This window comes from Burkholderia sp. A9, assembly GCF_000801975.1.
Map to the genome: position 1 here is coordinate 1 of NZ_JSZN01000036.1, position 22,708 is coordinate 22,708.

Here is a 22,708-nt window from a genome sequence, read left to right on the forward strand (position 1 = left end):
AGGCGCGCGAGGAACGGACGATCGTCGAACAACGGCGACGAAACCGGGGCCTGGGCCGGCCCCGAATGCGAAGAGGAAACTTGCGTGAGATCCATGATGTTACCGGGTGGAATTCTCGGAATCAGAACCGCCGCCGGCGGGCGGGCGGGCAGTCGATGCCGCACCAGCGGGTGCGGCGTCGCGGGGTGCGGCGCGCAAGGCGGCGCCGGCCGCGTCGCGCGTCTGCACGAATTCTTTCTCGAAATCGAAGGTCTTGCGGGCCGTGGACATCGCCATCACCACATCGACGCCCGAGCCGGCATCCTTGAGCCAGAACCAGAGGCGCCGCTCGCGCACGTAGAACATCGAGAAGATGCCGGCGACCAACAGCAGGCTGCCAAGATACACCAGATTCTTGCCGGGTGCGCGCGTCAACTGAAATACCGAAGCTTGCACCTGCTTGAAGGAGTCAAGCTGCAAATAGACCGGCGATCCATACAGGAAGCTGTCGGATAGCGCATTGATCGCGTTCTGCACGAAGCGGATCGTGTCGGTGCCCTGCTGGACGGCCGGCTCGCCGGCGCGCTCGCGCGCGATCTGCCAGACCTCCCACATCGAACCTTCGAGCATGCGCAGCAGCAGGCTGGCCGCCTTTTCCTGCTCGGCCTTCGGCACCGAACGGTCGATGAACGTGGCCACTGCCTGGAAGCCGCCGATCGGCTGGCCGTCGGCGCCGCGGCCGACACTGTCATCACTCGCAGCAAAGAGGGTCAGCACCTTGGCTGCACTGTCCTGCAGGCGGCCGCGCAGCGACGCTTCGGTAGTCGGCAACGAACGCTGCGCGAAGCGCGCGGCGGCTTCGGCACGCACGGCCGGATCCTCGAGCGCGGCGCGCAGGCGCATCCAATCGCCGATCGAATCCGCGCTGTCGGCCGGAATCCGCATATAGCGGAACGGATCGTTCGGGCTCGCGCGCACGCCGGCGAGGAACACGCGCGTGCCGCCCATGTCGACGGGCAGCATGTAGTTGTTGAATTCGCGCGCCTGGCCATCCTTGCCGCGAATCTTGTACTGCACCGACGGTCCGATGTTGTGGAGTTGCATCGGCTTCGATGTCTTCGCGCCCGAGCCGAGCCGCTCGTCGAACGCCTCCTTCAGCGACTCCGTCTTGGCGACGCCGCGCACGTCCGGCTTGCCGTTCGCGTCGGCCATGTTCTCGACGTTGATCGCGCGGAAGTCGGAGAACTCGATCGTGTCGCCGTCGTTGCCCGGCATCTGCAGCGGCGCGGTACTGCCGATCGTGCCCTTCACCGCGAAGGTCTTCGCGTTGTCGCCCGTCATCGGGTAGGCGGTCATCTGCATCTGCGAGCCGCCGTCCTGGAAGCTCGACTGGTAGATCGACACGCCCTTGTAGGTGAACGGCTTGTTGACCTCGACACGCGCCGGGATCTTCTGGCCCGTCTCGCGATCGATCACGACGATGTCGCTCGCGAACAGCTTCGGCATCCCCGTCGTGTAGTAGTCGACGATGAACTTGTTCAGCTGGATCGAAAACGGCAGGTCCTGGATCAGCGAGCCGCTCGGCTGGTTGAGGATCGCGGTCGACACGAACTGGCCTTCGGGCACCCACGCGTAGCCGCGGAACGTCGGGTTCGACGCGGACAGCCGGTGGTCGGGCGAGATCTCGCTGATCGTCGCGCTCGTGTTGACGGGGCTCTTGCCGAACATCCACATCTGGAATTTGATCGGCAGGTTGCTGTCGAGCAGGCCGCCGATACAGATCACGACGATCGCGAGGTGCGCGGAGATGTAGCCCCACTTCGTCAGCGCGCCGCGTTTCGCGGAGATCAGCGTCGCGCCGTCGGTTTCGCGCACGACGTGCTTGTAGCCGGCCTTGGTGACGAACGTGGCGAGCGTGGTCGCCACCGTCGCCCGCGTGCCGGACGTCGTGTACTCGGCCTTGTGGTGGAAGGCACGCAGGCTGCCTTCGCGGACCTTGTCCTTCCAGCTCTTCGCGTCGGCGAGCATCTTCGGCGCGTTGCGGATCACGCACAGCGAGATCGACACGACGAGGAAGATCAGGATCAGCATGAACCACCACGCGCTGTACACGTTGTACAGGCCCAGCGAGCGGAAGATGTCCGCCCAGAACGGCCCGAACTGGTTCACGTAGTTCGGATACGGGTCGTCCTGGGTCAGGACCGTGCCGATGATGCTCGCGATCGACAACACCACCAGCAGCGCGATCGCGAAGCGCATCGAGCTCAGCAGCTCGACCGCGCGCTTGGACGCTCCCGGACCCGACTTGGACTGCAACCCCGACGTGGTAACGCTCATTCAAACTCCGACTGACAACAAAAAAGGGCAAGGCGCCCGCAAACACGCGGCGCCCCACCCTTTTCTTGTTCTGACTCCGGCCGCCCTTCGGGCGCCCGGTCATTTCATTCGCGACTGTCCGTTCAACGCAGGCCGGCGATGTAATCTGCCACGGCCTTTATCTCGTTATCCGACAGACGCGAAGCGATCTGATGCATCGCCTCGTTGTTGTTACGCGCGCCGGCACCCTGCTGGAACGCGGTCAACTGGGCAACCGTGTAATCGGCCCATTGCCCCGACAGACGCGGGTACTGGACCGGCATCCCCTGCCCCGTTGGCCCGTGGCAGCTCGCGCAGGCGGGCACACCCTTTTCCGCGAGGCCGCCGCGGTAGATCTTCTGGCCGATCGGCACGGTCGCCGCATCGCGTGCGGTGCCGAGCTTCGTGGCCTGCGATCCGTAATACGCGGCGACGTTGCGCATGTCGTCCGCACTCAACGCGCTCGCGAACCCGACCATTATCGGGTTGGTCCGCGCCGGCGCCTTCGCGCCCGGCTGGGCCTTGAAGTCGTTCAACTGCTTGACCAGATATTCGGGATGCTGGCCGGCGAGCTTCGGGAAACTGCCCGACGCGCTGTTGCCGTCGGCACCGTGACACGACGCGCAGACCTGCCCGGCAATCGCCTTGCCGCGGTCCAGATCCGGCTTTGCCGCATCCGCCGCGTTTGCCTCCGCTACGAAACCTACGAACCCTGCTGCAACCTGAAGCACCATCAGAGACTTGCACAGTCGATTCATTCGCACACCCTGTTTCGTCTTGTGGGAATTTGAGGTTCTGCAAAAAACGACGGCGACCAGTCTACCGCAGAAGCTGCATAAAAGCGCGAGGCAGGCGCCCGCAACCCTTCGGTAAAACCGTCGTATTGTACAATATCGCGCTGAAAGCTCCCGCGCCTATCGGGGCTACCCCGCCTCCACCAAGCGGCTCGCGCCGCCCGTCCCACCGGTTTCCCCATGGCCTTTTTGCTCCATCAAGCCCGCTTCTACACGACCGTCAACCATCTGCGCGACCTGCCGCCGACGGTGCAACCGGAAATCGCATTCGCGGGCCGCTCGAATGCCGGCAAATCGACGGCGATCAACGTGCTGTGCAACCAGAAGCGGCTGGCCTTCGCGTCGAAGACGCCCGGCCGCACGCAGCACATCAACTACTTCTCCGTCGGCCCGGCCGCCGAGCCCGTCGCGAACCTCGTCGACCTGCCCGGCTATGGCTATGCCGAAGTACCGGGGGCCGCGAAGGCCCACTGGGAGATGCTGCTGTCGTCCTACCTCGCGACGCGTTCGCAGCTGTGCGGCCTGATCCTGATGATGGATTCGCGCCGCCCGCTGACCGACCTCGATCGCCGGATGATCGAGTGGTTCGCGCCGACCGGCAAGCCGATCCACACGCTGCTGACGAAGTGCGACAAATTGACGCGGCAGGAGAGCATCAACGCGCTGCGGAACACGCAAAAGGGGCTCGACGCGTATCGCGACCAGGGCGTGAAGGGCAAGCTGACCGTCCAGCTGTTCTCCGCGCTGAAGCGCACGGGGCTCGACGAGGCGCATGAACTGATCGAGAGCTGGCTGCGGCCGTCCGTCGCCGACGAAAAAAGCGAGCCTGTAGCACAATGATCGGGCAACGCGCGGCCGGGTTCGGCTGCGTGCACCTGACGGCGCCTGTAGATTCGATTCGGCCGGCCCATAAAAAAACCCGCCGTTGAACGGCGGGTCAAACAGCCTAATCGAATAACGACAGGCACCCGCTCAGGGAGGAGAAGCGGGGAGCAGCACGCAACGCGTGCCGCTCGATCGCTATCATATACCAACGGTCTCGAAAATGACCGAAGGGTTCCGTAAGGTTCTTCTTGCCCTGATTTCTACCCAATCGCCATGAGCTTCCATCCGCTTCATCGTCCGCGCCGGATGCGCCGCGACGACTTCTCGCGCCGCCTGATGCGCGAAAACCGGCTGACCACCGACGACCTGATCTACCCGGTGTTCGTCGTCGAAGGCACCAACGAACGCCAGCCCGTACCGTCGATGCCCGGCGTCGAGCGCGTGTCGGTCGATCTGCTGATGCATGTCGCCGAGCAGTGCGTCGAACTCGGCGTGCCCGTGCTGTCGCTGTTCCCGGCCATCGAGCCGTCGCTGAAAACGCCTGACGGCCGCGAAGCGGCTAATCCGGAAGGCCTGATCCCGCGCGCGGTGCGCGAACTGAAAAAGCGCTTCCCCGAACTCGGCGTGCTGACCGACGTCGCGCTCGATCCGTACACGAGCCACGGCCAGGACGGCGTGCTCGACGAAAACGGCTACGTGATCAACGACGACACGATCGAGATCCTGGTCGACCAGGCGCGTGCGCAGGCGGAAGCCGGCGTCGACATCGTCGCCCCGTCGGACATGATGGACGGCCGCATCGGCGCGATCCGCGAGATGCTGGAAAGCGACGGCCATATCCATACGCGCATCATGGCCTATTCGGCCAAGTTCGCGTCGGCGTTCTACGGCCCGTTCCGCGATGCGGTCGGCTCGGCGTCCAACCTGGGCAAGGGCAACAAGATGACCTACCAGATGGATCCGGCGAACAGCGACGAAGCGCTGCGCGAAGTGCGCCTCGACATCGACGAAGGCGCCGACATGGTGATGGTCAAACCCGGCATGCCGTATCTCGACATCGTGCGCCGCGTGAAGGACGAGTTCCGCTTCCCGACCTACGTGTACCAGGTGAGCGGTGAATACGCGATGCTGAAGGCCGCTGCGATGAACGGCTGGCTCGACCACGACAAGGTCGTGCTCGAGTCGCTGCTGGCATTCAAGCGCGCGGGCGCCGATGGCGTGCTCACCTACTTCGCCCTCGACGCGGCGCGTCTGCTGAAAGCGCAGCGCTGAGCAGCGCGCCGGCAGGCGTAAGGAAAAACGGCGGAACACTTCGGTGTCCCGCCGTTTTTTTTCACGTTCGCAGTCAGTCGATCGGCGTGGCTGCCGCCGATGCGCGCCGACGAATGCGCGTTACACGGTCGGTACTGCCGCGCGATCGAGGCTGCGCAGGAACGTCTCGGCCGCCTGATAGCCGACCACACGACCGATTTCATTGCCGTTGCGATCGAAGAAGATGATGCCCGGCGGCCCGAACAGGTTGAAGCGCTTGAGCAGCGCCTGGTCGTCCGGATTGTTGGCGGTGACGTCGGCACGCACGAGGTGGAGCTGCGCGAGCCGCGCCTGCACACGCCCGTCGGTGAACGTCAGATGCTCCATCTCCTTGCAGCTCACGCACCAGTCGGCGTAGAAGTCGAGCATCACGGGCTGGCCTGACGTCTTCAGCAGCGCGTCCAGCTCGCGGCTGGAGCGCACCGATGCGAACGCGGGGCCCTGCTGCCCGGAAGCCGCACCGGTGGCCGGCGCATCGCCCGATGCAACCGTACGCGCCGCGAGCACGGCCAGCGGCTTCACGGGGTCGTTAGACCCTGCTGCGAGACCGACAAGCAGCGTCGCAGCCCAGATCGCGAGCGCCGCGCCGAGGCCACGGCCGAGGCGCCGCCAGATGGACACCGCGCCGACATGCGGCGTGAACAGGCCGAGCGCCGCAGCCGCGATCAGCAGCCACAACGCGGCGAGCACCATCTTCAGGCTGCCCGCGAGCACCGGCCACACGATCCACAGCGCAGCGGCGAGCAGCACGATGCCGAAGAACACCTTCACGCCATCCATCCATGCGCCTGCGCGCGGCAGCACCGTGCCAGCGCCGATGCCGACGACGAGTAGCGGCACGCCGAGCCCCAGCCCCATCGAGAACAGCGCGGCGCCACCGAGCAGCGCATTGCCGGTGTGTGCGATGAACGCGAGTACCGCAAACAGCGGCGCCGTCATGCAGGCGCCGACGACCAGCGCCGACAACGCGCCCATCGCGGCGACCGCAACGAAATGGCCGCCCCGGCGCCCGCTCGAAGCCTCGGCCGCGCCGTTCTGCCAGCGCTCCGGCAGTGCGATGTCCTTGCCTGAAATCAGCGACACGGCGAACGCGGTGAGCAACACGCCGAACGCGCCGAGCACCCACGGGTTCTGCAGCCAGGCGCCGAGGCTCTGGCCGACCAGCGCCGCGGCGATGCCGAGCACCGTATAGACGAGCGCCATGCCGACCACATAGGTGAGCGACAGTGCGAAGCCGCGCGCATGCGTTGCGCGGGTGCCCTGGCCGATGATGATCGCGGACACGATCGGGATCATCGGGTACGAACACGGCAACAGGCTCAGCACGACGCCCGCGACGAAATACAGCGCGACGATCGTGAAGAAGCCGTGCCCTTCGAGCAACGACTGCGCGAAATCCGCGCTCGTGACCTTGTCGAACCAGCTACCCGAAGCCGCCGCGCCATCGGCCGGCGAAGCCGCGCCGAGCGCCGCACCGTCGACCTTCACGACGTGCTCGGCCGGCGGGTAGCAGATCCCTTCGTCCGCGCAGCCTTGCGACGTCACCGTCAGTTCGAACGGCCCCGCCGCCTGCTTGACCGGCACGTGAACCACGACCTCGTCGCGATAGGTCTCGACTTCCTTCTGGAACGTCTGGTCGAACTTCACATGGCCGGCCGGGAACTGCGGGTCGCCGATCGTCGCCTGTCCGCTCTTCACCGCGAACGCGAACCGCTCGCGGTACAGGTAATAGCCGTTGGCGACCTTGAAGCGGACGTCCACCTGCCCCGGCGACTCGCTCGCGCTGAACTTGAACGCCACCGACGGATCGAGGAAATCGTCAGCCGCGCGCGCGGCTGACACGCCGCCCAGCACGAACATGAGCGACAACAGGACTGCGAGGAACCGCAGCGCGCGCACGCGCACGGAAAGCGCCATACCGTTAAACATGAAATAGACGTTGAGTTTCGCTGGTCACCCACTGGCCGTACGCGGCCGAGGCCGTCGCCTGCCACGAGACGATTTCCGGCGTCTCGTACGGATGATGCGCGAGAATAAATCGCTCCAGTTCGAGCGAGCGCACCGGGCTCGTCTTGAACAGCAACTGGATCTCGTCGGCCGTTTCGACCTTGCCCTGCCAGTGATAGCGCGACTTGATCGCACCGAGCTCCGACACGCACGCGGCAAGCCGCGCGTCGAGCGCGCCGTCGGCGAGCAGTGCAGCCGTCGCCGCATCCGGCACCGTCGTCAGCATCAACACCACCACCATACGCGCTCTCCTGACTGGTATACCGGCTTCCGCCGCCACGGAGCACCGACTCCGGTGCCCGCGTCGACAATTCGTTATCGTAGCGCAGCCCGCACGACACTGCCGGCACCGGCCTGCGACAATCGATCGCAGCCGGGGCGCCAAAAACAAAAAGGGCCAAGCTATCGCTCGGCCCCTTTCAGATACTGCTGCGTACCGGAAGCTTACTCGGCTTCTTGCACGTTTTCCGTTTCGTCGACTTCCGGACGATCGAGCAGCTCGACCAGTGCCATCGGTGCGTTATCGCCAACGCGGAAGCCGAACTTCAGCACGCGCAGGTAGCCGCCCGGACGGTTCGCGAAACGCGGACCGAGCACGTCGAACAGCTTCGCCACCGAGTCACGATCGCGCAGGCGGTTGAACGCCAGGCGACGGTTTGCCAGCGACGGCTTCTTGCCGAGCGTGATCAGCGGCTCGACGACTTTACGGAGTTCCTTCGCCTTCGGCAGCGTCGTCTTGATGACTTCGTGCTCGATCAGCGAGTTGGACATGTTACGGAGCATAGCCAGACGGTGGCTGCTCGTGCGGTTCAGTTTCCGCAGACCATGACGATGGCGCATTTCAGTTTCCTTGATTCAAAGTTTTGATCCAGCTCTTCTATCGCACCTCGAGGGTGCACGGGCCGGTAGCGAAAAAAGCAAGATGCGGATTTTAAAGGAAAATCCGCATCTTTGCCAACTACAGCAACAGCCGGGCTACAAGCGGCTTACTTGTCGAGACCAGCCGGCGGCCAGTTCTCGAGCTTCATGCCCAGCGTGAGACCGCGCGAAGCGAGCACTTCCTTGATCTCGTTGAGCGACTTGCGACCGAGGTTCGGCGTCTTCAGCAGCTCGTTTTCCGTGCGCTGGATCAGGTCGCCGATGTAGTAGATGTTCTCGGCCTTCAGGCAGTTCGCCGAACGAACCGTCAGTTCGAGATCGTCCACCGGACGCAGCAGGATCGGATCGATCTGCGGTGCGCGCGACGGTGCCTCGGCAGCCGTTTCCGTGCCTTCCAGTGCCGCGAACACGGACAGCTGGTCGACCAGGATGCGGGCCGATTGACGGATCGCCTCTTCCGGGGTGATCACGCCGCTCGTTTCGATGTTCATCACGAGCTTGTCGAGGTCGGTACGCTGCTCGACACGTGCGCTTTCAACGGCGTAGCTCACGCGGCGAACCGGCGAGAACGATGCATCGAGGACGATGCGGCCGATGATCTTGGCCGTGTCTTCGCCGTAGCGACGGACGTTGCCGGGCACATAGCCGCGACCCTTTTCGATCTTGATCTGAACGTCGAGCTTGCCGCCCTTCGACAGGTGTGCGATCACGTGATCCGGGTTGATGACTTCGCAATCGTGAGCCAGCTCGATATCGCCGGCCGTGACGACGCCTTCGCCTTCCTTGCGCAGGGTCACCGTCACTTCGTCACGGTTGTGCAGCTTGAACACCACACCCTTCAGGTTCAGCAGCAGGTTGACGACGTCCTCTTGCACGCCATCAAGCGTCGAGTACTCGTGCACCACGCCTGCGATCGTGACTTCGGTCGGCGCATAGCCTACCATCGACGACAACAGCACGCGGCGAAGCGCATTGCCCAAGGTATGGCCGTAACCGCGTTCGAACGGTTCCATGACCACCCTCGCGTGGTTCTCGCCCAGCGATTCCACGGCGATGATCTTGGGTTTCAGCAAACTGGTTTGCATGGGCTTTCCTTTTCAATACCCTCGGCTCGTTACACCGATAAGGCTGACCGGTAACAACCAGAAAATAAACAGCCGAGGACCCTCCTTGCGCAACGCAATCGGGGTACCTCGGCCGTCAATCGGATTAACGCGAATACAATTCGACGATCAGGCTTTCGTTGATGTCGCCTGCGATGTCAGCGCGTTCCGGCATTTGCTTGAACGTGCCTTCGAACTTCTTCGCATCGACTGCAACCCAGCTCGGCATGCCGCCTTGCTCGGCCAGCGACAGCGCTTCGACGATACGCGCCTGCTTCTTCGCCTTTTCGCGGATCGCGACGATGTCACCAGCCTTCACTTGCTGCGACGGCACGTTCGCGACGACGCCATTCACGGTGATCGACTTGTGGCTCACCAGCTGACGCGCTTCAGCGCGGGTCGAGCCGAAGCCCATGCGATACACGACGTTGTCGAGACGCGACTCGAGCAGTTGCAGCAGGTTTTCACCCGTGTTGCCCTTGCGGCGGTCGGCTTCAGCGAAGTAGCGGCGGAACTGACGCTCCAGCACGCCGTAGATGCGCTTGACCTTCTGCTTTTCGCGCAGCTGCGTACCATAGTCGGACGTACGTGCGCCCGAGGTACGGCCGTGCTGACCCGGCTTGCTGTCGAGCTTGCACTTGTCGGCGAGCGAGCGGCGCGCGCTCTTCAGGAACAGGTCGGTGCCTTCACGGCGGGACAGCTTGGCCTTAGGGCCGATATAACGTGCCACTTTGCATTCCTTTATCAATCAGTCACGCGGATCGAAATCCGCGCTAGTTCGCGCCCTTTGGGGCGAACGGTGGGCTTAGTCAATCAAAAAAGCAACGCCCGTCGACGCTACGCGGCGACAGGCAAATGCGCCAGCACGAACGTGCCAGCACATTCTTAGATACGACGGCGCTTCGGCGGACGGCAGCCGTTGTGCGGAATCGGGGTGACGTCCGAAATCGCGGTGATCTTGATGCCGAGGCCGTGCAGTGCGCGCACTGCCGACTCACGACCCGGGCCCGGGCCCTTGATCCGCACTTCCAGATTCTTCACGCCGTATTCCATCGCCACGCGACCGGCCGACTCAGCAGCAACCTGAGCAGCGAACGGCGTCGACTTGCGCGAGCCCTTGAAGCCCTGGCCGCCCGACGTCGCCCATGCCAGTGCATTGCCCTGGCGATCGGTGATCGTGATGATCGTGTTGTTGAACGACGCGTGAACGTGAACCACGCCTTCAGCGACGTTCTTCTTAACCTTCTTGCGAACGCGTTGCGCCGCGGTGTTCGAAGCCTTAGCCATTACGTTTTCCTGTAACTGTCAGTTCCGCTTACTTCTTCAGCGCTTGCGCTGCACGACGCGGACCCTTGCGGGTACGTGCGTTCGTACGCGTACGCTGACCGCGCATCGGCAGGCCCTTGCGATGACGAACGCCACGGTAGCAACCGAGGTCCATCAGGCGCTTGATGTTCATCGTCACTTCACGGCGCAGATCGCCTTCAACGATGAACTTGCCCACTTCTTCACGCAGCTTTTCGAGGTCTGCGTCGGTCAGATCCTTGACCTTCTTCGAGAATTCCACGCCAGCTGCCGTGCAGATGCTGCGCGAGCGCGTGCGGCCGATACCGAAGATTGCCGTCAGGCCGATCTCGGTATGCTGGTGATTCGGGATGTTAACCCCTGCGATACGAGCCATTGTTTTTCCTCAAACAAAAAGCGCAAACAAACGCGCGGTCAGCCTTGGCGCTGCTTGTGGCGCGGATCCGAGCTGCAGATCACGCGAACGACGCCTTTGCGCTTGATGATCTTGCAATTGCGGCAAATGCGCTTAACCGATGCCATCACTTTCATGATAATACCCTTTTTTCAAATCACTTCGCCCGGAACACGATCCGCGCACGAGACAGATCGTAAGGCGTCAATTCAACCGTCACCTTGTCGCCCGGCAGGATGCGGATGTAGTGCATCCGCATCTTCCCGGAGATATGCCCCAACACGACATGGCCGTTTTCCAGCTTCACACGGAAGGTCGCATTCGGGAGGTTTTCGATCACCTCACCCTGCATCTGGATTACATCGTCTTTGGCCATAGTCCTATTTAACGCATTGGGATGTTGCCGCCCTTGAAGTTTGCCTTCTTGAGCAGTGACTCATACTGTTGCGACATAACGTACGACTGCACCTGCGCCATGAAGTCCATCGTGACGACGACAATGATCAGCAGCGACGTTCCACCAAAATAAAACGGCACGTTCCAGCGCAGCACCAGGAATTCCGGCAGCAGACACACGAAGACGATGTAGATCGCACCGGCCAGCGTCAGACGCGTGAGGATGCGGTCGATATATCGTGCGGTCTGATCGCCCGGACGAATGCCCGGAACAAACGCGCCGCTCTTCTTCAGGTTGTCTGCGGTTTCCCTGCTGTTGAACACCAGTGCGGTGTAGAAGAAGCAGAAAAACACGATTGCCAGCGTGTACAGCAGCACATAGACCGGCTGACCCGGCTTCAGCGCCTCCGCGACGTTATGCAACGTGTTGGAGATCCAGCTCCCCGTCGGCTGACCCGTGCTGAACCAGCCGAGAATCGTAGCCGGGAACAGGATGATCGACGATGCGAAGATCGGCGGAATCACGCCCGACATGTTCAGCTTCAGCGGCAAGTGCGACGACTGCCCACCGTAGATCTTGTTGCCGACCTGGCGCTTCGCGTAGTTCACGAGGATCTTGCGCTGACCGCGTTCGATGAACACGACCAGGTAAGTCACCGCTGCAATCAGAACGACGATGATGATCGCCGAAATGATGCTCATCGAACCCGTACGCACCAGCTCGAACAGCCCACCGACGGCATTCGGGAACCCTGCTGCGATCCCGCCGAAGATGATGATCGAGATGCCGTTGCCCAGACCACGCTCGGTGATCTGCTCACCCAGCCACATCAGGAACATCGTGCCGGTAACCAGCGTCACGACCGTCGTCAGCCGGAACAGCATGCCGGGGTCGATCACGAGGCCCGGCTGGTTTTCCAGCGCAGCCGCGATACCGAACGCCTGGAAGGTCGCGAGCACCACGGTGAAATACCGCGTGTACTGCGTGATCTTCCGTTGCCCTGCCTGCCCTTCCTTCTTCAGCGCCTCGAGCTGCGGCGAGACGATCGCCAGCAACTGCATGATGATCGACGCCGAGATATACGGCATGATCCCCAGCGCAAAGATCGTGAAGCGGGAAAGCGCGCCACCCGAGAACATGTTGAACATGCCCAGGATGCCGCCCGCCTGGCTCTGGAACAGCTTCGCCAGTTGATCCGGATCGATGCCCGGCACGGGGATGTGCGCGCCGATGCGATAGACGATCAGCGCCAGGAGCAGGAACATCGCTCGCCGACGCAGATCGCCGAATTTCGCCGTGCTTCGACCGGGTTTTGCAAGACTCGGGCTGTTAGCCAAGTACCTTCTCCGATGAATGCAAGTAACGACGCGCTACGCGTGTCACTCGGCGAACGAACCGCCAGCCGCTTCGATCGCAGCGCGCGCACCCTTGGTGGCACCGAGACCCTTCACGACGATCTTGCGCTTCAGTTCGCCCGTCGCGATGATCTTTGCGCTCTTCGTCAGCTCACCGACCAGGCCGGCTTGCTTCAGTGCGAGCAGATCGATTTCATCGACCGGCAGCTTCTCGAGGTCGCCCAGGCGCACTTCACCGACGAATTCCTTCGTCAGCGACGTGAAGCCGCGCTTCGGCAGACGACGTTGCAGAGGCATCTGACCGCCTTCGAAACCGACTTTGTGGAAGCCGCCCGAACGCGATTTCTGACCCTTGTGACCACGGCCAGCCGTCTTGCCGAGGCCCGAACCGATGCCGCGGCCGACGCGACGCTTGGCGTGCTTGGCACCAGCGGCCGGCTTCAGGTTATTCAATTCCATATCAACTCCTTGATCCGTAGGGCCGCTTACGCGATGACCTTAACGAGGTACGAGACCTTGTTGATCATGCCGCGGACCGCCGGCGTGTCCTGCAGCTCGCTAACCGAGTTGAGTCGGCGCAGGCCCAGGCCACGCACGGTCGCGCGGTGCGATTCGCGGGTCCCGATCAGGCTCTTAACGAGCTGAACCTTGACAGTTTTTTCAGACATGGTGACCACCCGGGCTTAGCCCAAAATATCTTCGACGGACTTGCCGCGCTTCGCCGCGATGTCTGCCGGGGTCGACTGCTTGCGCAGACCGTCCAGCGTGGCGCGAACGAGGTTGTACGGGTTCGTCGAACCGTGGCTCTTCGCCACGACGTTCTGAACGCCCATCACGTCGAACACTGCGCGCATCGGGCCGCCGGCGATCACGCCCGTACCTGCCTTCGCCGGAGCGAGGAGGACAGCGGATGCGCCATGCTTGCCGTGCACTTCGTGCTGCAGCGTGCCGTTCTTGAGCGGCACCTTGAACATGTTGCGGCGAGCTTGTTCCATTGCCTTCTGGACAGCGACCGGCACTTCCTTCGCCTTGCCCTTGCCCATACCGATGCGGCCATCACCGTCGCCAACCACGGTCAGTGCGGCGAAGCCGAGAATACGGCCACCCTTCACGACCTTGGTCACGCGATTGACCGAAATCATCTTTTCACGAAGGCCGTCGTCGCGCTCGTCAGCCTGAACTTTCGCTTGCATCTTTGCCATGACGAATTCCTTCCTTAGAACTTGAGCCCAGCTTCGCGAGCTGCCTCAGCCAGCGCCTTGACGCGGCCATGGTAGCGGAAGCCCGAGCGGTCGAAGGCGACGGATTCGATGCCGGCAGCCTTTGCCTTCTCGGCAATACGCTTGCCGATCAGCGTCGCGGCATTAACGTTGCCGCCCTTGCCCGACTTGTCGGCCAGTTCAGCGCGCACTTCTGCTTCGAGCGTCGACGCGCTGGCGAGCACCTTGGTGCCGCAGGGCGAGAACACTTGAGCGTAGATGTGCGTGTTCGTGCGATGCACGGCGAGACGCGCGACCTGCAGCTCAGCGATCTTGATACGCGTCTGGCGAGCGCGGCGCAGGCGAGATTGAGTCTTATCCATGATTGCGCACCCTTACTTCTTCTTCGTTTCTTTGAGGATCACAACCTCGTCGGAATAGCGCACGCCCTTGCCCTTGTAGGGCTCCGGCGGACGGTAACCGCGGACTTCCGCAGCCACTTGACCGACTTGTTGCTTGTTGATCCCCTTGATCACGATTTCGGTTTGCGTCGGGGTTTCAGCCTTGACGCCTTCCGGCATCTGGTGCACCACCGGGTGCGAGAAACCCAGCGACAGGTTCAGCTTGTCGCCTTGCGCCTGCGCACGATAACCGACGCCAACCAGCGTCAGCTTGCGCTCGAAACCCTTGGTCACGCCGTGCACGGCATTCGCGATGATCGCGCGCATCGTGCCCGACAGTGCATTTGCTTCGCGGCTTTCGTCGACCGGCGACAGATTCAGCGTGCCGTCGTTGTTCGCCACGTTCACGAGCGGATTGATCGCTTGCGTGATGGTGCCCAGCGGGCCCTTGACGGTGATCGCACCGTCGGCCAGCTTGACTTCCGCGCCTTGCAGCGCGATCGGGCTCTTACCTACTCGAGACATGTTTCTCTCTCCTCGGCTTTAAGCGACGTAGCAGATGACTTCGCCGCCGACGCCGGTAGCGCGCGCCTTGCGGTCGGTCATCACGCCCTTCGGCGTCGACACGATTGCCACGCCCAGGCCATTCATGACCTGCGGAATGTCGTTACGGCCGCGGTACACGCGCAGACCAGGCTTCGACACGCGCTCGAGGCGTTCGATAACCGGGCGACCTGCGTAGTACTTCAGCGCGATATTCAGTTCGGACTTCGCACCTTCCGCCTTGACGGCGAAATCGTCGATATAACCTTCGTCCTTCAGGACTTGCGCGATTGCAACCTTGACCTTCGACGAGGGCATCGCAACCGATACCTTCTCGACCATCTGCGCGTTGCGGATGCGAGTCAGCATATCGGCGATAGGATCACTCATGCTCATTTACGTTTCTCCTATTACCAGCTCGCCTTGGTCAGGCCAGGAATCTCGCCACGGAATGCGATTTCACGAATCTTGTTACGCGCGAGGCCGAATTTACGGAACGTGCCACGCGGACGGCCCGTGATCGCGCAGCGGTTACGCTGGCGGGTCGGGTTTGCGTTGCGGGGCAGTTGCTGCAGCTCCAGGCGTGCTTCGTAGCGCTCTTCTTCCGACTTGCTTTGGTCTTCGACGATCGCCTTCAGCGCATCGCGCTTCGCTGCGAACTTCGCGACCAGGCGGGCGCGCTTCTTTTCACGTTCGATCAGTGCCAGTTTAGCCACGGTAACCTCAGTTTCTGAACGGGAACTTGAAGCTGGCGAGCAGTGCCTTTGCTTCGTCGTCGGTCTTCGCAGTCGTCGTGATGCTGATGTTCAGCCCACGCAGTGCGTCGATCTTGTCGTAGTCGATTTCGGGGAAAATGATCTGCTCTTTCACACCGATGTTGTAGTTGCCGCGGCCATCGAAGGCACGACCCGACACGCCGCGGAAGTCACGCACGCGGGGCAGGGCAACGGTCACGAAACGGTCGAGGAATTCGTACATCGCACGACCACGCAGCGTCACCATCGCGCCGATCGGGTAACCCTGGCGGATCTTGAAGCCTGCGATTGCCTTGCGTGCCTTCGTGACGACCGGCTTCTGACCAGCGATCTTCGTGAGGTCGCCAACGGCGTTCTCGATGATCTTCTTGTCAGCGATCGCTTCGCCAAGACCCATGTTCAGCGTGATCTTGGTGATGCGCGGCACTTCCATGACCGACTTGTAACCGAACTTCTCGATCAGGCCGGGCACAACCTTTTCTTTGTAAAACTCTTGAAAACGAGCCATTTTTTACTCCGCTGCGTCAGGCGCTCAGTACGGCACCGGTCGTCTTCAGGAAGCGAACCTTCTTGCCTTCCTCGACCTTGATGCCAACACGCGACGCCTTGCCATTCGCGTCGACCAGTGCGACGTTCGAAATATGCAGGGGCATCGTCTTCGCTTCCACGCCGCCCGTCGTACCCTTCATCGGGTTCGGCTTCACATGCTTCTTGACGAGGTTGATACCTTCAACCGTCACATGTTCAGCACCGACAGCCAGCACGACGCCGCGCTTGCCCTTGTCTTTGCCAGTGACGACGATGACTTCGTCACCCTTGCGAATCTTGTTCATCGCGACTCCTTACAGCACTTCCGGCGCCAGCGAAACGATCTTCATGAATCGTTCGCTACGCAGCTCACGCGTCACCGGCCCGAAGATGCGGGTGCCGATCGGCTCAAGCTTGTTATTCAAAAGCACAGCGGCGTTGCCGTCGAACTTGATCAGCGAGCCGTCTTGACGGCGAACACCCTTGGCGGTGCGGACCACCACGGCGTTGTAAATTTCGCCTTTCTTCACGCGCCCGCGCGGCGTTGCCTCTTTGACGGTCACCTTGATGATGTCGCCAATGCCGGCATAACGACGCTTCGAGCCGCCGAGCACCTTGATGCACATGACTTCACGTGCACCCGTGTTGTCGGCTACTTCGAGCCGAGATTCGGTCTGGATCATGGTTTGTCTTTCCCAACTTAATCCGGATGCACCACCATGATGCATTCGGTCAGTCTTGGTCCCGTCAGCCAATCGGCTGCTTGGGTTGGAACAGCAGCGACGGCAAACGAAACCCGCCATCGCAATTCGGTGAATCTTTCGGACAGGCAGGCGCCAGTCCGCTTCCCCCACCAACTTCGCCCGCGACGGGGCTCCCATAAAGAGGGAAGACCAGGATTATAACAAATAATCCTGGTCACGCAAGCAAAAACTTTGCGATTTCAAGCACTTCGAGGAGAAGTGCCTGTTACTGCCTACTGCGCTGCCCGCTTAGATGACGCGAGCTGCTTCGACGAGGCGCGACACCGTCCAGGCCTTCGTCTTCGAAACAGGACGGGTTTCCTGGATTTCGACGAGATCGCCTTCGTTGCAGGTGTTCGCTTCATCATGCGCGTGGTACTTCTTCGAGCGCACGACATACTTGCCGTAGATCGGGTGCTTGACGCGGTGCTCGATCAGCACGGTGACGGTCTTGTCCATCTTGTTGCTGACGACCCGACCGACCAGCGTCCGCTTCAGCGAGGTTTTCACGCTATCGTTCATTTCTGGTTCGCCTTCTGAGTCATGACGGTCCGCACACGTGCGATGTCGCGACGAACCTTCTTCAGCTGGCTCGTGTTCGTGAGTTGCTGGGTCGCGAGTTGCATGCGCAGGCCGAATTGCGCCTTCAGCAGGTCCGCCAGCTCCTTGTTGAGCGCGGCCTGGTCTTTCTGGAGAAGTTCGGAAGCCTTCATATTTTCTCCTTAGGCGCCGAGCTGGCGCACGATGAACGCCGTCTTCAGCGGCAGCTTGGCTGCAGCCAGACGGAACGCTTCGCGTGCCAGTTCTTCGGTTACGCCGTCCATTTCATAGAGCATCTTGCCCGGCTGGATCTCGGCGACGTAGTACTCCGGGTTACCCTTACCGTTACCCATACGCACTTCTGCCGGCTTTTGCGAAATCGGCTTGTCCGGGAAGATCCGGATCCAGATGCGGCCGCCACGCTTGATGTGACGCGTCATTGCACGACGCGCCGCTTCAATCTGGCGTGCGGTCAAACGACCGCGACCGATAGCCTTCAGGCCGAAGTCACCGAACGACACTGCGTTGCCGCGCGTCGCCTTGCCGGTGTTACGACCCTTCTGCTCTTTACGATACTTTCTGCGTTTCGGTTGCAGCATCGTTATTCTCCAGTCTTGCCGTCTTCGGGCTTGCCGGCGCCACGGCGCGGTGCGCCACGGCGAGCACCCGGAGCGCCGCCTTCGCCGTCACGGCGCGGACGACGGTCGCCCGGACGCGCATTGCGACGCGGACGCTTGTCTTCGGCTACTTCTTCCACCACCGGTGCGTCGTTGCGGCCGAGCGTATCGCCCTTGTAGACCCACACCTTGACGCCGATGATCCCGTAAGTCGTCTTCGCTTCCGAAGTCGCGTAGTCGATATCAGCACGCAGCGTGTGAAGGGGCACGCGACCTTCGCGATACCACTCCGTACGAGCGATTTCGATACCGTTCAGACGGCCTGCGCTCATGATCTTGATGCCTTGGGCACCCAGACGCATCGCGTTCTGCATCGCACGCTTCATCGCGCGACGGAACATGATCCGGCGCTCGAGCTGTTGCGTGATCGAGTCGGCGATCAGCTGAGCATCGGTTTCCGGCTTGCGGATCTCTTCGATGTTGACGTGAACCGGCACGCCCATGCGGCGTTGGAGTTCCGTCTTCAGCTGTTCGATATCCTCGCCCTTCTTGCCGATGACCACACCCGGACGCGAGCTGTAAATCGTGATGCGCGCGTTCTTCGCCGGACGCTCGATGACGACCCGACCGACCGAAGCGTTCTTCAGCTTCTTCTTCAGGTATTCACGAACACCGATGTCTTCCTGCAGCATCGCCGCGAAATTGTTGTTGTTCGCGTACCAACGCGAAGCCCAATTGCGGCTGACAGCCAGGCGGAAGCCAGTCGGATGAATTTTCTGTCCCATCGTATGGCTCCTTAATTCCCGACCGTCACAGTGATGTGACAGGATTGCTTCTCGATGCGGTTACCGCGGCCCTTGGCGCGCGCGGTGAAACGCTTGAGCGATGCAGCCTTGTCGACGTAGATGCTCTTGATCTTGAGCTCGTCGATATCAGCGCCTTCGTTGTGCTCCGCATTCGCGATTGCCGACAGCACAACCTTCTTCACGATGCCAGCCGCCTTCTTCGGCGAGAACGTCAGAACGTTCAGCGCCTTGTCGACCGGCAAACCGCGGATCTGGTCAGCCACAAGGCGCGTTTTTTGCGCCGAGATGCGGGCACCGCGATGAATTGCTTTCACTTCCATCTTGATTGCCCCTTATTTCTTGGCCTTCTTGTCGGCCGCGTGACCCTTGAACGTACGGGTCAGTGCGAACTCGCCAAGCTTGTGGCCGACCATGTTTTCCGAGATGTACACCGGAACGTGTTGACGGCCGTTGTGAACAGCGATCGTCAGGCCGATGAAATCCGGCAGAATCGTCGAACGACGCGACCAGGTCTTGATCGGTTTTTTGTCGCGCGAAGCTGCAGCCGCCTCAACCTTCTTCAGCAAATGGGCGTCGCAGAACGGACCTTTTTTAACAGAACGTGCCATTGCCTACTCCTTAACGCTTGTGACGGCGCTGGACGATCATCGTCGTCGTGCGCTTGTTGCTGCGGGTGCGGTAACCCTTAGCCGGCGTACCCCACGGGCTCACCGGGTCACGACCTGCAGCCGTCTTGCCCTCACCACCACCGTGCGGGTGATCAACCGGGTTCATCGCAACGCCACGCACCGTCGGGCGGATACCGCGCCAGCGGTTCGCACCAGCCTTACCGATTTGGCGCAGGCTATGCTCTTCGTTGCCGACTTCACCGATCGTTGCACGGCACTCGATGTGCACGCGGCGGATTTCGCCCGAACGCAGACGAACCTGCGCGTAGACGCCTTCGCGTGCCAGCAGCATGGCCGACGTACCAGCCGAACGCGCCATTTGCGCGCCCTTGCCCGGCAGCATCTCGATGCAGTGGATCGTCGTACCGACCGGAATGTTGCGGATCGGCAGCGTGTTGCCTGCACGGATCGGCGCTTCCGAACCCGACATCAGCTGTTGGCCGACCGTCAGACCCTTCGGGGCGATGATGTAGCGACGCTCGCCGTCTGCGTAGAGCACCAGCGCGATGTTCGCGCTACGGTTCGGGTCGTACTCGAGACGCTCGACCTTTGCCGGGATGCCGTCCTTCGTGCGACGGAAATCGACGATACGGTAGTGTTGCTTGTGACCACCACCCTTGTGACGCGTGGTGATACGACCGTTGTTGTTACGGCCGGCGGTCGAGCTCTGCGAGTCGAGCAGTGCCGCGAACGGCTTGCCCTGGTGCAGGTTCTTGTTGACCACCTTGACCATCGCGCGGCGACCCGGCGATGTCGGCTTAACTTTAACGATTGCCATGATTACTTGGCCTCCGCTTCAAAGTTGATTTCCTGGCCGGGCTTCAGGCAAACGTACGCCTTCTTCACGTCCTTACGGCGGCCCATCGAACGGCCGAAGCGCTTTTGCTTGCCCTTCTGAACCAGCACGTTGACCGAATCAACTTCAACCTTGAACAGCAGCTCGACAGCCGCCTTCACTTCCTGCTTCGTGGCATCCGGTGCGACTTCGAACACGACTTGCTCGTTCTTGTCGGCAACCAGCGTCGCCTTTTCCGAGATCACCGGTGCGAGCAGGACCTGCATCAAACGATGATCGTTCTTGCGAATCTCGCTCATGACAGCAACTCCTCGATCTGGGCGACCGCAGCCTTCGTGACCAGCACTTTCTTGAAGTAGATCAGCGACAGCGGGTCAGCGTAGCGCGGCTCGACAATCGCCACGTGCGGCAGGTTGCGCGAAGCCAGGTACAGGTTCTCGTCAACCGTGTCCGTGATGATCAGAACGGAGTCGAGACCCATGGTCTTGAATTTGTCAGCCAGCAGCTTGGTCTTCGGCGCTTCGAGGATGATGTCCTCGACGACCGACAGACGGCCTTCGCGGGCCAGCTGCGAGAAGATCGAGCAGAGACCTGCGCGATGCATCTTCTTGTTGACCTTGTGCGAGAAGTTCTCTTCCGGCGAGTTCGGGAAGATGCGACCACCGCCACGCCACAACGGGCTCGACGACATACCGGCACGAGCGCGGCCCGTACCCTTCTGACGCCACGGCTTCTTGGTGGTGTGCTTGACTTGCTCACGGTCCTTCTGTGCGCGGTTACCCTGGCGAGCATTCGCCTGGTAAGCGACGACGACCTGGTGGATCAGCGCTTCGTTGTAGTCACGACCGAACACGACGTCCGACGCGTTGACCACTGCACCTTCCTGACCATTTTCATTCAGGAGCTTGAGTTCCATTATTTCGCCCCCTTGGTCTTGACGGCCGGCGTCACGAAAACCTTGCCGCCCTTCGCGCCCGGAATCGCGCCCTTGACGAGCAGCAGCTTGCGCTCTGCGTCGATACGAGCGATTTCGAGGTTCTGCACCGTCACCGTAACGTCACCGAGGTGACCCGTCATGCGCTTACCCGGGAAAACACGACCCGGATCCTGCGCCATACCGATCGAGCCCGGCACGTTGTGCGAGCGCGAGTTACCGTGCGTGGCACGGCCGGAGGAGAAGTTGTAACGCTTGATCGTACCGGCGTAGCCCTTACCGATCGACACGCCTTGCACGTCGACCTTCTGGCCTACTTCGAAAAGATCAGCACCGACCACGGCGCCATTTGACAGCTCAGCTGCCTTGGCCGCGTCAATGCGGAATTCCTTGAGGATTTCACCGGCTTCGACACCGGCTTTGGCGAGATGACCTGCCAGCGGCTTCGTCACGCGCGAGGCGCGGCGGGAGCCGAATGCAACCTGCACGGCCGTGTAGCCGTCGGTTTCAACAGTCTTGATCTGCGTCACGCGGTTGTCCGACACGTCCAGCACGGTGACGGGAATCGAATCCCCTTCAGCCGTGAAGATACGGGTCATGCCAACCTTGCGACCTACGAGTCCAAGGCTCATCATTTTCTCCATTCCCGACTGCGATTGGTCGGGGCTGATTTACAAAATGCCGGGCACGCAAGGCCCAACTTTTTTACGCGAATACGCGAAAAGCCAAGCAGTATAGCCCGACTTCCCGATTTCCGCAAGCAATACAAAGACTTAGCGCCGCCCGACAAGCCGGTTGGCGCTGAAAGCCTTACTGCAGCTTGATTTCCACGTCGACGCCAGCCGGCAGATCGAGCTTCATCAGCGCGTCAACCGTCTTGTCGGTCGGATCGACGATGTCCATCAGGCGCTGGTGGGTACGGATTTCGAGCTGATCACGCGACGTCTTGTTGACGTGCGGCGAACGCAGGATGTCAAAACGCTGAATGCGCGTCGGCAGCGGCACCGGGCCACGGACGATTGCGCCAGTCCGCTTCGCGGTATCGACGATCTCGGCAGCCGATTGATCGATCAGACGATAGTCGAATGCCTTCAGACGAATGCGGATTTTCTGTTGCTGCATGACGATTCCTTGAAAAGAGCGAGGCGATGTTGCATCGCCGGACACTAAAAGAACGTGAAACATGTTGCCTGCGGGGAGCGAGGCGACAGGTTCCGAACGGTACTTCCACTGCTAAGCCCGCGATTCTACACGAAAATTCGGAGCGGTGGTGTGCGTTTGTCAATGTGCGCGACGGCGCGCCACAAAAACAAAACCGGGTGCCAGCGCAAGCTGGACACCCGGTTTCGACGGTACAACCGCCTACCGTGGAATCGCGGACCCACGAGGGATCCGCGGATCGTCGATATTACTCGATGATCTTTGCGACGACGCCGGCGCCGACGGTACGGCCACCTTCGCGGATTGCGAAGCG

The 22,708-nt window shown here is 61.6% G+C and carries 35 protein-coding genes and 1 pseudogene; 2 read left to right on the forward strand and 34 right to left on the reverse strand.

Annotated features, from left to right (window positions below; translation table 11 throughout):
* Positions 1-99: 99 nt before the first annotated feature.
* Together PI86_RS14095 and PI86_RS14100 are read right to left on the reverse strand one after the other, a co-directional pair.
* Positions 100-2,316: a cytochrome c biogenesis protein ResB gene (locus tag PI86_RS14095; protein ID WP_014898348.1), complete on the reverse strand. Its 2,217-nt coding sequence runs from the start codon at positions 2,314-2,316 to the stop codon at positions 100-102.
* A gap of 122 nt (positions 2,317-2,438) precedes the next feature.
* On the reverse strand, positions 2,439-3,092 hold the full coding sequence (locus PI86_RS14100) for a c-type cytochrome (protein WP_039323533.1): 654 nt from the start codon (positions 3,090-3,092) through the stop codon (positions 2,439-2,441).
* A 216-nt stretch (positions 3,093-3,308) separates the two neighbouring features.
* Here PI86_RS14100 and yihA point away from each other — a divergent pair, with 216 nt between their 5' ends.
* The gene (gene yihA, locus PI86_RS14105; RefSeq protein ID WP_006477171.1) at positions 3,309-3,968 is read left to right on the forward strand and encodes a ribosome biogenesis GTP-binding protein YihA/YsxC; all 660 of its coding nucleotides are present in this window, start codon (positions 3,309-3,311) and stop codon (positions 3,966-3,968) included.
* Between the two features lie 258 nt (positions 3,969-4,226).
* Positions 4,227-5,225 (forward strand): porphobilinogen synthase, encoded by a 999-nt coding sequence (gene hemB, locus PI86_RS14110; RefSeq protein WP_014898350.1) that lies wholly within the window; start codon positions 4,227-4,229, stop codon positions 5,223-5,225.
* A 120-nt stretch (positions 5,226-5,345) separates the two neighbouring features.
* On the opposite strand, the gene dsbD is transcribed toward hemB, so the two are convergent.
* The 32 genes and pseudogenes from dsbD to PI86_RS16620 form a co-directional block, all read right to left on the reverse strand.
* Positions 5,346-7,193: a protein-disulfide reductase DsbD gene (gene dsbD, locus PI86_RS14115; RefSeq protein ID WP_039323556.1), complete on the reverse strand. Its 1,848-nt coding sequence runs from the start codon at positions 7,191-7,193 to the stop codon at positions 5,346-5,348.
* Positions 7,186-7,512, reverse strand: a complete 327-nt coding sequence (cutA, locus tag PI86_RS14120; protein ID WP_039323562.1) for a divalent-cation tolerance protein CutA — start codon at positions 7,510-7,512, stop codon at positions 7,186-7,188. Before cutA ends, dsbD begins: the two co-directional genes overlap by 8 nt.
* A 203-nt stretch (positions 7,513-7,715) precedes the next feature.
* Complete coding sequence (gene rplQ / locus PI86_RS14125) at positions 7,716-8,111, reverse strand: 50S ribosomal protein L17 (RefSeq protein ID WP_006477175.1); 396 nt, start codon at positions 8,109-8,111, stop codon at positions 7,716-7,718.
* A 146-nt stretch (positions 8,112-8,257) separates the two neighbouring features.
* Entirely contained in the window at positions 8,258-9,235 is a 978-nt protein-coding gene (locus PI86_RS14130; protein ID WP_039323564.1) for a DNA-directed RNA polymerase subunit alpha, read from the reverse strand.
* 124 nt (positions 9,236-9,359) lie between these two features.
* The gene (gene rpsD / locus PI86_RS14135) at positions 9,360-9,983 is read right to left on the reverse strand and encodes a 30S ribosomal protein S4 (RefSeq protein ID WP_006752934.1); all 624 of its coding nucleotides are present in this window, start codon (positions 9,981-9,983) and stop codon (positions 9,360-9,362) included.
* 155 nt (positions 9,984-10,138) lie between these two features.
* Entirely contained in the window at positions 10,139-10,540 is a 402-nt protein-coding gene (gene rpsK / locus PI86_RS14140) for a 30S ribosomal protein S11 (RefSeq protein WP_004197937.1), read from the reverse strand.
* Between the two features lie 28 nt (positions 10,541-10,568).
* A complete protein-coding gene (gene rpsM / locus PI86_RS14145; RefSeq protein ID WP_039323572.1) occupies positions 10,569-10,934 on the reverse strand; it encodes a 30S ribosomal protein S13 in 366 nt (121 codons plus the stop codon).
* A 38-nt stretch (positions 10,935-10,972) separates the two neighbouring features.
* Entirely contained in the window at positions 10,973-11,089 is a 117-nt protein-coding gene (rpmJ, locus tag PI86_RS14150) for a 50S ribosomal protein L36 (protein WP_004199844.1), read from the reverse strand.
* A 20-nt stretch (positions 11,090-11,109) separates the two neighbouring features.
* Positions 11,110-11,328, reverse strand: a complete 219-nt coding sequence (gene infA, locus PI86_RS14155) for a translation initiation factor IF-1 (RefSeq protein ID WP_004521905.1) — start codon at positions 11,326-11,328, stop codon at positions 11,110-11,112.
* An 8-nt stretch (positions 11,329-11,336) separates the two neighbouring features.
* Positions 11,337-12,686 (reverse strand): preprotein translocase subunit SecY, encoded by a 1,350-nt coding sequence (secY, locus tag PI86_RS14160; protein ID WP_011655761.1) that lies wholly within the window; start codon positions 12,684-12,686, stop codon positions 11,337-11,339.
* A 42-nt stretch (positions 12,687-12,728) separates the two neighbouring features.
* Complete coding sequence (gene rplO, locus PI86_RS14165) at positions 12,729-13,163, reverse strand: 50S ribosomal protein L15 (RefSeq protein WP_006482880.1); 435 nt, start codon at positions 13,161-13,163, stop codon at positions 12,729-12,731.
* A gap of 26 nt (positions 13,164-13,189) precedes the next feature.
* The gene (gene rpmD / locus PI86_RS14170) at positions 13,190-13,372 is read right to left on the reverse strand and encodes a 50S ribosomal protein L30 (protein WP_006400644.1); all 183 of its coding nucleotides are present in this window, start codon (positions 13,370-13,372) and stop codon (positions 13,190-13,192) included.
* A gap of 15 nt (positions 13,373-13,387) precedes the next feature.
* Positions 13,388-13,906, reverse strand: a complete 519-nt coding sequence (gene rpsE / locus PI86_RS14175; protein WP_006752931.1) for a 30S ribosomal protein S5 — start codon at positions 13,904-13,906, stop codon at positions 13,388-13,390.
* A 14-nt stretch (positions 13,907-13,920) separates the two neighbouring features.
* Positions 13,921-14,286 carry a 50S ribosomal protein L18 gene (gene rplR / locus PI86_RS14180; protein ID WP_006477183.1) on the reverse strand — a complete coding sequence of 122 codons (366 nt, stop codon included), beginning with the start codon at positions 14,284-14,286 and terminating at the stop codon, positions 13,921-13,923.
* Positions 14,287-14,298: 12 nt separating this feature from the next.
* Positions 14,299-14,829, reverse strand: a complete 531-nt coding sequence (rplF, locus tag PI86_RS14185) for a 50S ribosomal protein L6 (RefSeq protein WP_006758786.1) — start codon at positions 14,827-14,829, stop codon at positions 14,299-14,301.
* A gap of 18 nt (positions 14,830-14,847) precedes the next feature.
* A complete protein-coding gene (gene rpsH / locus PI86_RS14190) occupies positions 14,848-15,243 on the reverse strand; it encodes a 30S ribosomal protein S8 (RefSeq protein ID WP_006477185.1) in 396 nt (131 codons plus the stop codon).
* Between the two features lie 14 nt (positions 15,244-15,257).
* Positions 15,258-15,563, reverse strand: a complete 306-nt coding sequence (gene rpsN / locus PI86_RS14195; RefSeq protein ID WP_011350676.1) for a 30S ribosomal protein S14 — start codon at positions 15,561-15,563, stop codon at positions 15,258-15,260.
* 7 nt (positions 15,564-15,570) lie between these two features.
* Positions 15,571-16,110: a 50S ribosomal protein L5 gene (gene rplE / locus PI86_RS14200; protein ID WP_006482882.1), complete on the reverse strand. Its 540-nt coding sequence runs from the start codon at positions 16,108-16,110 to the stop codon at positions 15,571-15,573.
* 16 nt (positions 16,111-16,126) lie between these two features.
* On the reverse strand, positions 16,127-16,435 hold the full coding sequence (gene rplX / locus PI86_RS14205) for a 50S ribosomal protein L24 (protein ID WP_006477187.1): 309 nt from the start codon (positions 16,433-16,435) through the stop codon (positions 16,127-16,129).
* A gap of 9 nt (positions 16,436-16,444) precedes the next feature.
* Positions 16,445-16,813 (reverse strand): 50S ribosomal protein L14, encoded by a 369-nt coding sequence (gene rplN / locus PI86_RS14210; protein WP_006752929.1) that lies wholly within the window; start codon positions 16,811-16,813, stop codon positions 16,445-16,447.
* Between the two features lie 309 nt (positions 16,814-17,122).
* Positions 17,123-17,395: a 30S ribosomal protein S17 gene (gene rpsQ, locus PI86_RS14215; protein WP_006752928.1), complete on the reverse strand. Its 273-nt coding sequence runs from the start codon at positions 17,393-17,395 to the stop codon at positions 17,123-17,125.
* Positions 17,392-17,586 carry a 50S ribosomal protein L29 gene (rpmC, locus tag PI86_RS14220; RefSeq protein ID WP_006400652.1) on the reverse strand — a complete coding sequence of 65 codons (195 nt, stop codon included), beginning with the start codon at positions 17,584-17,586 and terminating at the stop codon, positions 17,392-17,394. The genes rpsQ and rpmC overlap by 4 nt, the downstream gene beginning before the upstream one ends.
* Positions 17,587-17,595: 9 nt before the next feature.
* Entirely contained in the window at positions 17,596-18,012 is a 417-nt protein-coding gene (gene rplP / locus PI86_RS14225) for a 50S ribosomal protein L16 (RefSeq protein WP_006752927.1), read from the reverse strand.
* A 2-nt stretch (positions 18,013-18,014) separates the two neighbouring features.
* On the reverse strand, positions 18,015-18,815 hold the full coding sequence (rpsC, locus tag PI86_RS14230) for a 30S ribosomal protein S3 (protein ID WP_006482899.1): 801 nt from the start codon (positions 18,813-18,815) through the stop codon (positions 18,015-18,017).
* Positions 18,816-18,826: 11 nt separating this feature from the next.
* The gene (gene rplV, locus PI86_RS14235; protein WP_004199272.1) at positions 18,827-19,156 is read right to left on the reverse strand and encodes a 50S ribosomal protein L22; all 330 of its coding nucleotides are present in this window, start codon (positions 19,154-19,156) and stop codon (positions 18,827-18,829) included.
* Between the two features lie 12 nt (positions 19,157-19,168).
* Positions 19,169-19,444, reverse strand: coding sequence for a 30S ribosomal protein S19 (rpsS, locus tag PI86_RS14240; RefSeq protein WP_004199273.1), 276 nt, complete (start codon positions 19,442-19,444; stop codon positions 19,169-19,171).
* A 10-nt stretch (positions 19,445-19,454) separates the two neighbouring features.
* The gene (rplB, locus tag PI86_RS14245; RefSeq protein WP_006482900.1) at positions 19,455-20,282 is read right to left on the reverse strand and encodes a 50S ribosomal protein L2; all 828 of its coding nucleotides are present in this window, start codon (positions 20,280-20,282) and stop codon (positions 19,455-19,457) included.
* A gap of 2 nt (positions 20,283-20,284) precedes the next feature.
* Positions 20,285-20,599: a 50S ribosomal protein L23 gene (gene rplW, locus PI86_RS14250; protein WP_004199275.1), complete on the reverse strand. Its 315-nt coding sequence runs from the start codon at positions 20,597-20,599 to the stop codon at positions 20,285-20,287.
* Positions 20,596-21,216, reverse strand: coding sequence for a 50S ribosomal protein L4 (gene rplD / locus PI86_RS14255; RefSeq protein ID WP_006477192.1), 621 nt, complete (start codon positions 21,214-21,216; stop codon positions 20,596-20,598). The genes rplW and rplD overlap by 4 nt, the downstream gene beginning before the upstream one ends.
* Positions 21,216-21,866 (reverse strand): 50S ribosomal protein L3, encoded by a 651-nt coding sequence (gene rplC / locus PI86_RS14260; protein ID WP_006752926.1) that lies wholly within the window; start codon positions 21,864-21,866, stop codon positions 21,216-21,218. The genes rplD and rplC overlap by 1 nt, the downstream gene beginning before the upstream one ends.
* Before the next feature lie 178 nt (positions 21,867-22,044).
* On the reverse strand, positions 22,045-22,356 hold the full coding sequence (rpsJ, locus tag PI86_RS14265) for a 30S ribosomal protein S10 (RefSeq protein ID WP_004199280.1): 312 nt from the start codon (positions 22,354-22,356) through the stop codon (positions 22,045-22,047).
* Positions 22,357-22,642: 286 nt separating this feature from the next.
* A pseudogene (locus PI86_RS16620) lies at positions 22,643-22,708 on the reverse strand (elongation factor Tu); the annotation flags it as partial.

Excerpts from the sequence above, each read along its gene's own strand:
- PI86_RS14095 (WP_014898348.1), bottom strand. The coding sequence starts at position 2,316 with ATGAGCGTTACCACGTCGGGGTTGCAGTCCAAGTCGGGTCCGGGAGCG.
- PI86_RS14100 (WP_039323533.1), bottom strand. The coding sequence starts at position 3,092 with ATGAATCGACTGTGCAAGTCTCTGATGGTGCTTCAGGTTGCAGCAGGG.
- yihA (WP_006477171.1), top strand. The coding sequence starts at position 3,309 with ATGGCCTTTTTGCTCCATCAAGCCCGCTTCTACACGACCGTCAACCAT.
- hemB (WP_014898350.1), top strand. The coding sequence starts at position 4,227 with ATGAGCTTCCATCCGCTTCATCGTCCGCGCCGGATGCGCCGCGACGAC.
- dsbD (WP_039323556.1), bottom strand. The coding sequence starts at position 7,193 with ATGTTTAACGGTATGGCGCTTTCCGTGCGCGTGCGCGCGCTGCGGTTC.
- cutA (WP_039323562.1), bottom strand. The coding sequence starts at position 7,512 with ATGGTGGTGGTGTTGATGCTGACGACGGTGCCGGATGCGGCGACGGCT.
- rplQ (WP_006477175.1), bottom strand. The coding sequence starts at position 8,111 with ATGCGCCATCGTCATGGTCTGCGGAAACTGAACCGCACGAGCAGCCAC.
- PI86_RS14130 (WP_039323564.1), bottom strand. The coding sequence starts at position 9,235 with ATGCAAACCAGTTTGCTGAAACCCAAGATCATCGCCGTGGAATCGCTG.
- rpsK (WP_004197937.1), bottom strand. The coding sequence starts at position 10,540 with ATGGCTAAGGCTTCGAACACCGCGGCGCAACGCGTTCGCAAGAAGGTT.
- rpsM (WP_039323572.1), bottom strand. The coding sequence starts at position 10,934 with ATGGCTCGTATCGCAGGGGTTAACATCCCGAATCACCAGCATACCGAG.
- rpmJ (WP_004199844.1), bottom strand. The coding sequence starts at position 11,089 with ATGAAAGTGATGGCATCGGTTAAGCGCATTTGCCGCAATTGCAAGATC.
- infA (WP_004521905.1), bottom strand. The coding sequence starts at position 11,328 with ATGGCCAAAGACGATGTAATCCAGATGCAGGGTGAGGTGATCGAAAAC.
- rplO (WP_006482880.1), bottom strand. The coding sequence starts at position 13,163 with ATGGAATTGAATAACCTGAAGCCGGCCGCTGGTGCCAAGCACGCCAAG.
- rpmD (WP_006400644.1), bottom strand. The coding sequence starts at position 13,372 with ATGTCTGAAAAAACTGTCAAGGTTCAGCTCGTTAAGAGCCTGATCGGG.
- rpsE (WP_006752931.1), bottom strand. The coding sequence starts at position 13,906 with ATGGCAAAGATGCAAGCGAAAGTTCAGGCTGACGAGCGCGACGACGGC.
- rplR (WP_006477183.1), bottom strand. The coding sequence starts at position 14,286 with ATGGATAAGACTCAATCTCGCCTGCGCCGCGCTCGCCAGACGCGTATC.
- rplF (WP_006758786.1), bottom strand. The coding sequence starts at position 14,829 with ATGTCTCGAGTAGGTAAGAGCCCGATCGCGCTGCAAGGCGCGGAAGTC.
- rpsH (WP_006477185.1), bottom strand. The coding sequence starts at position 15,243 with ATGAGCATGAGTGATCCTATCGCCGATATGCTGACTCGCATCCGCAAC.
- rplE (WP_006482882.1), bottom strand. The coding sequence starts at position 16,110 with ATGGCTCGTTTTCAAGAGTTTTACAAAGAAAAGGTTGTGCCCGGCCTG.
- rplX (WP_006477187.1), bottom strand. The coding sequence starts at position 16,435 with ATGAACAAGATTCGCAAGGGTGACGAAGTCATCGTCGTCACTGGCAAA.
- rplN (WP_006752929.1), bottom strand. The coding sequence starts at position 16,813 with ATGATCCAGACCGAATCTCGGCTCGAAGTAGCCGACAACACGGGTGCA.
- rpsQ (WP_006752928.1), bottom strand. The coding sequence starts at position 17,395 with ATGAACGATAGCGTGAAAACCTCGCTGAAGCGGACGCTGGTCGGTCGG.
- rpmC (WP_006400652.1), bottom strand. The coding sequence starts at position 17,586 with ATGAAGGCTTCCGAACTTCTCCAGAAAGACCAGGCCGCGCTCAACAAG.
- rplP (WP_006752927.1), bottom strand. The coding sequence starts at position 18,012 with ATGCTGCAACCGAAACGCAGAAAGTATCGTAAAGAGCAGAAGGGTCGT.
- rpsC (WP_006482899.1), bottom strand. The coding sequence starts at position 18,815 with ATGGGACAGAAAATTCATCCGACTGGCTTCCGCCTGGCTGTCAGCCGC.
- rplV (WP_004199272.1), bottom strand. The coding sequence starts at position 19,156 with ATGGAAGTGAAAGCAATTCATCGCGGTGCCCGCATCTCGGCGCAAAAA.
- rpsS (WP_004199273.1), bottom strand. The coding sequence starts at position 19,444 with ATGGCACGTTCTGTTAAAAAAGGTCCGTTCTGCGACGCCCATTTGCTG.
- rplB (WP_006482900.1), bottom strand. The coding sequence starts at position 20,282 with ATGGCAATCGTTAAAGTTAAGCCGACATCGCCGGGTCGCCGCGCGATG.
- rplW (WP_004199275.1), bottom strand. The coding sequence starts at position 20,599 with ATGAGCGAGATTCGCAAGAACGATCATCGTTTGATGCAGGTCCTGCTC.
- rplD (WP_006477192.1), bottom strand. The coding sequence starts at position 21,216 with ATGGAACTCAAGCTCCTGAATGAAAATGGTCAGGAAGGTGCAGTGGTC.
- rplC (WP_006752926.1), bottom strand. The coding sequence starts at position 21,866 with ATGAGCCTTGGACTCGTAGGTCGCAAGGTTGGCATGACCCGTATCTTC.
- rpsJ (WP_004199280.1), bottom strand. The coding sequence starts at position 22,356 with ATGCAGCAACAGAAAATCCGCATTCGTCTGAAGGCATTCGACTATCGT.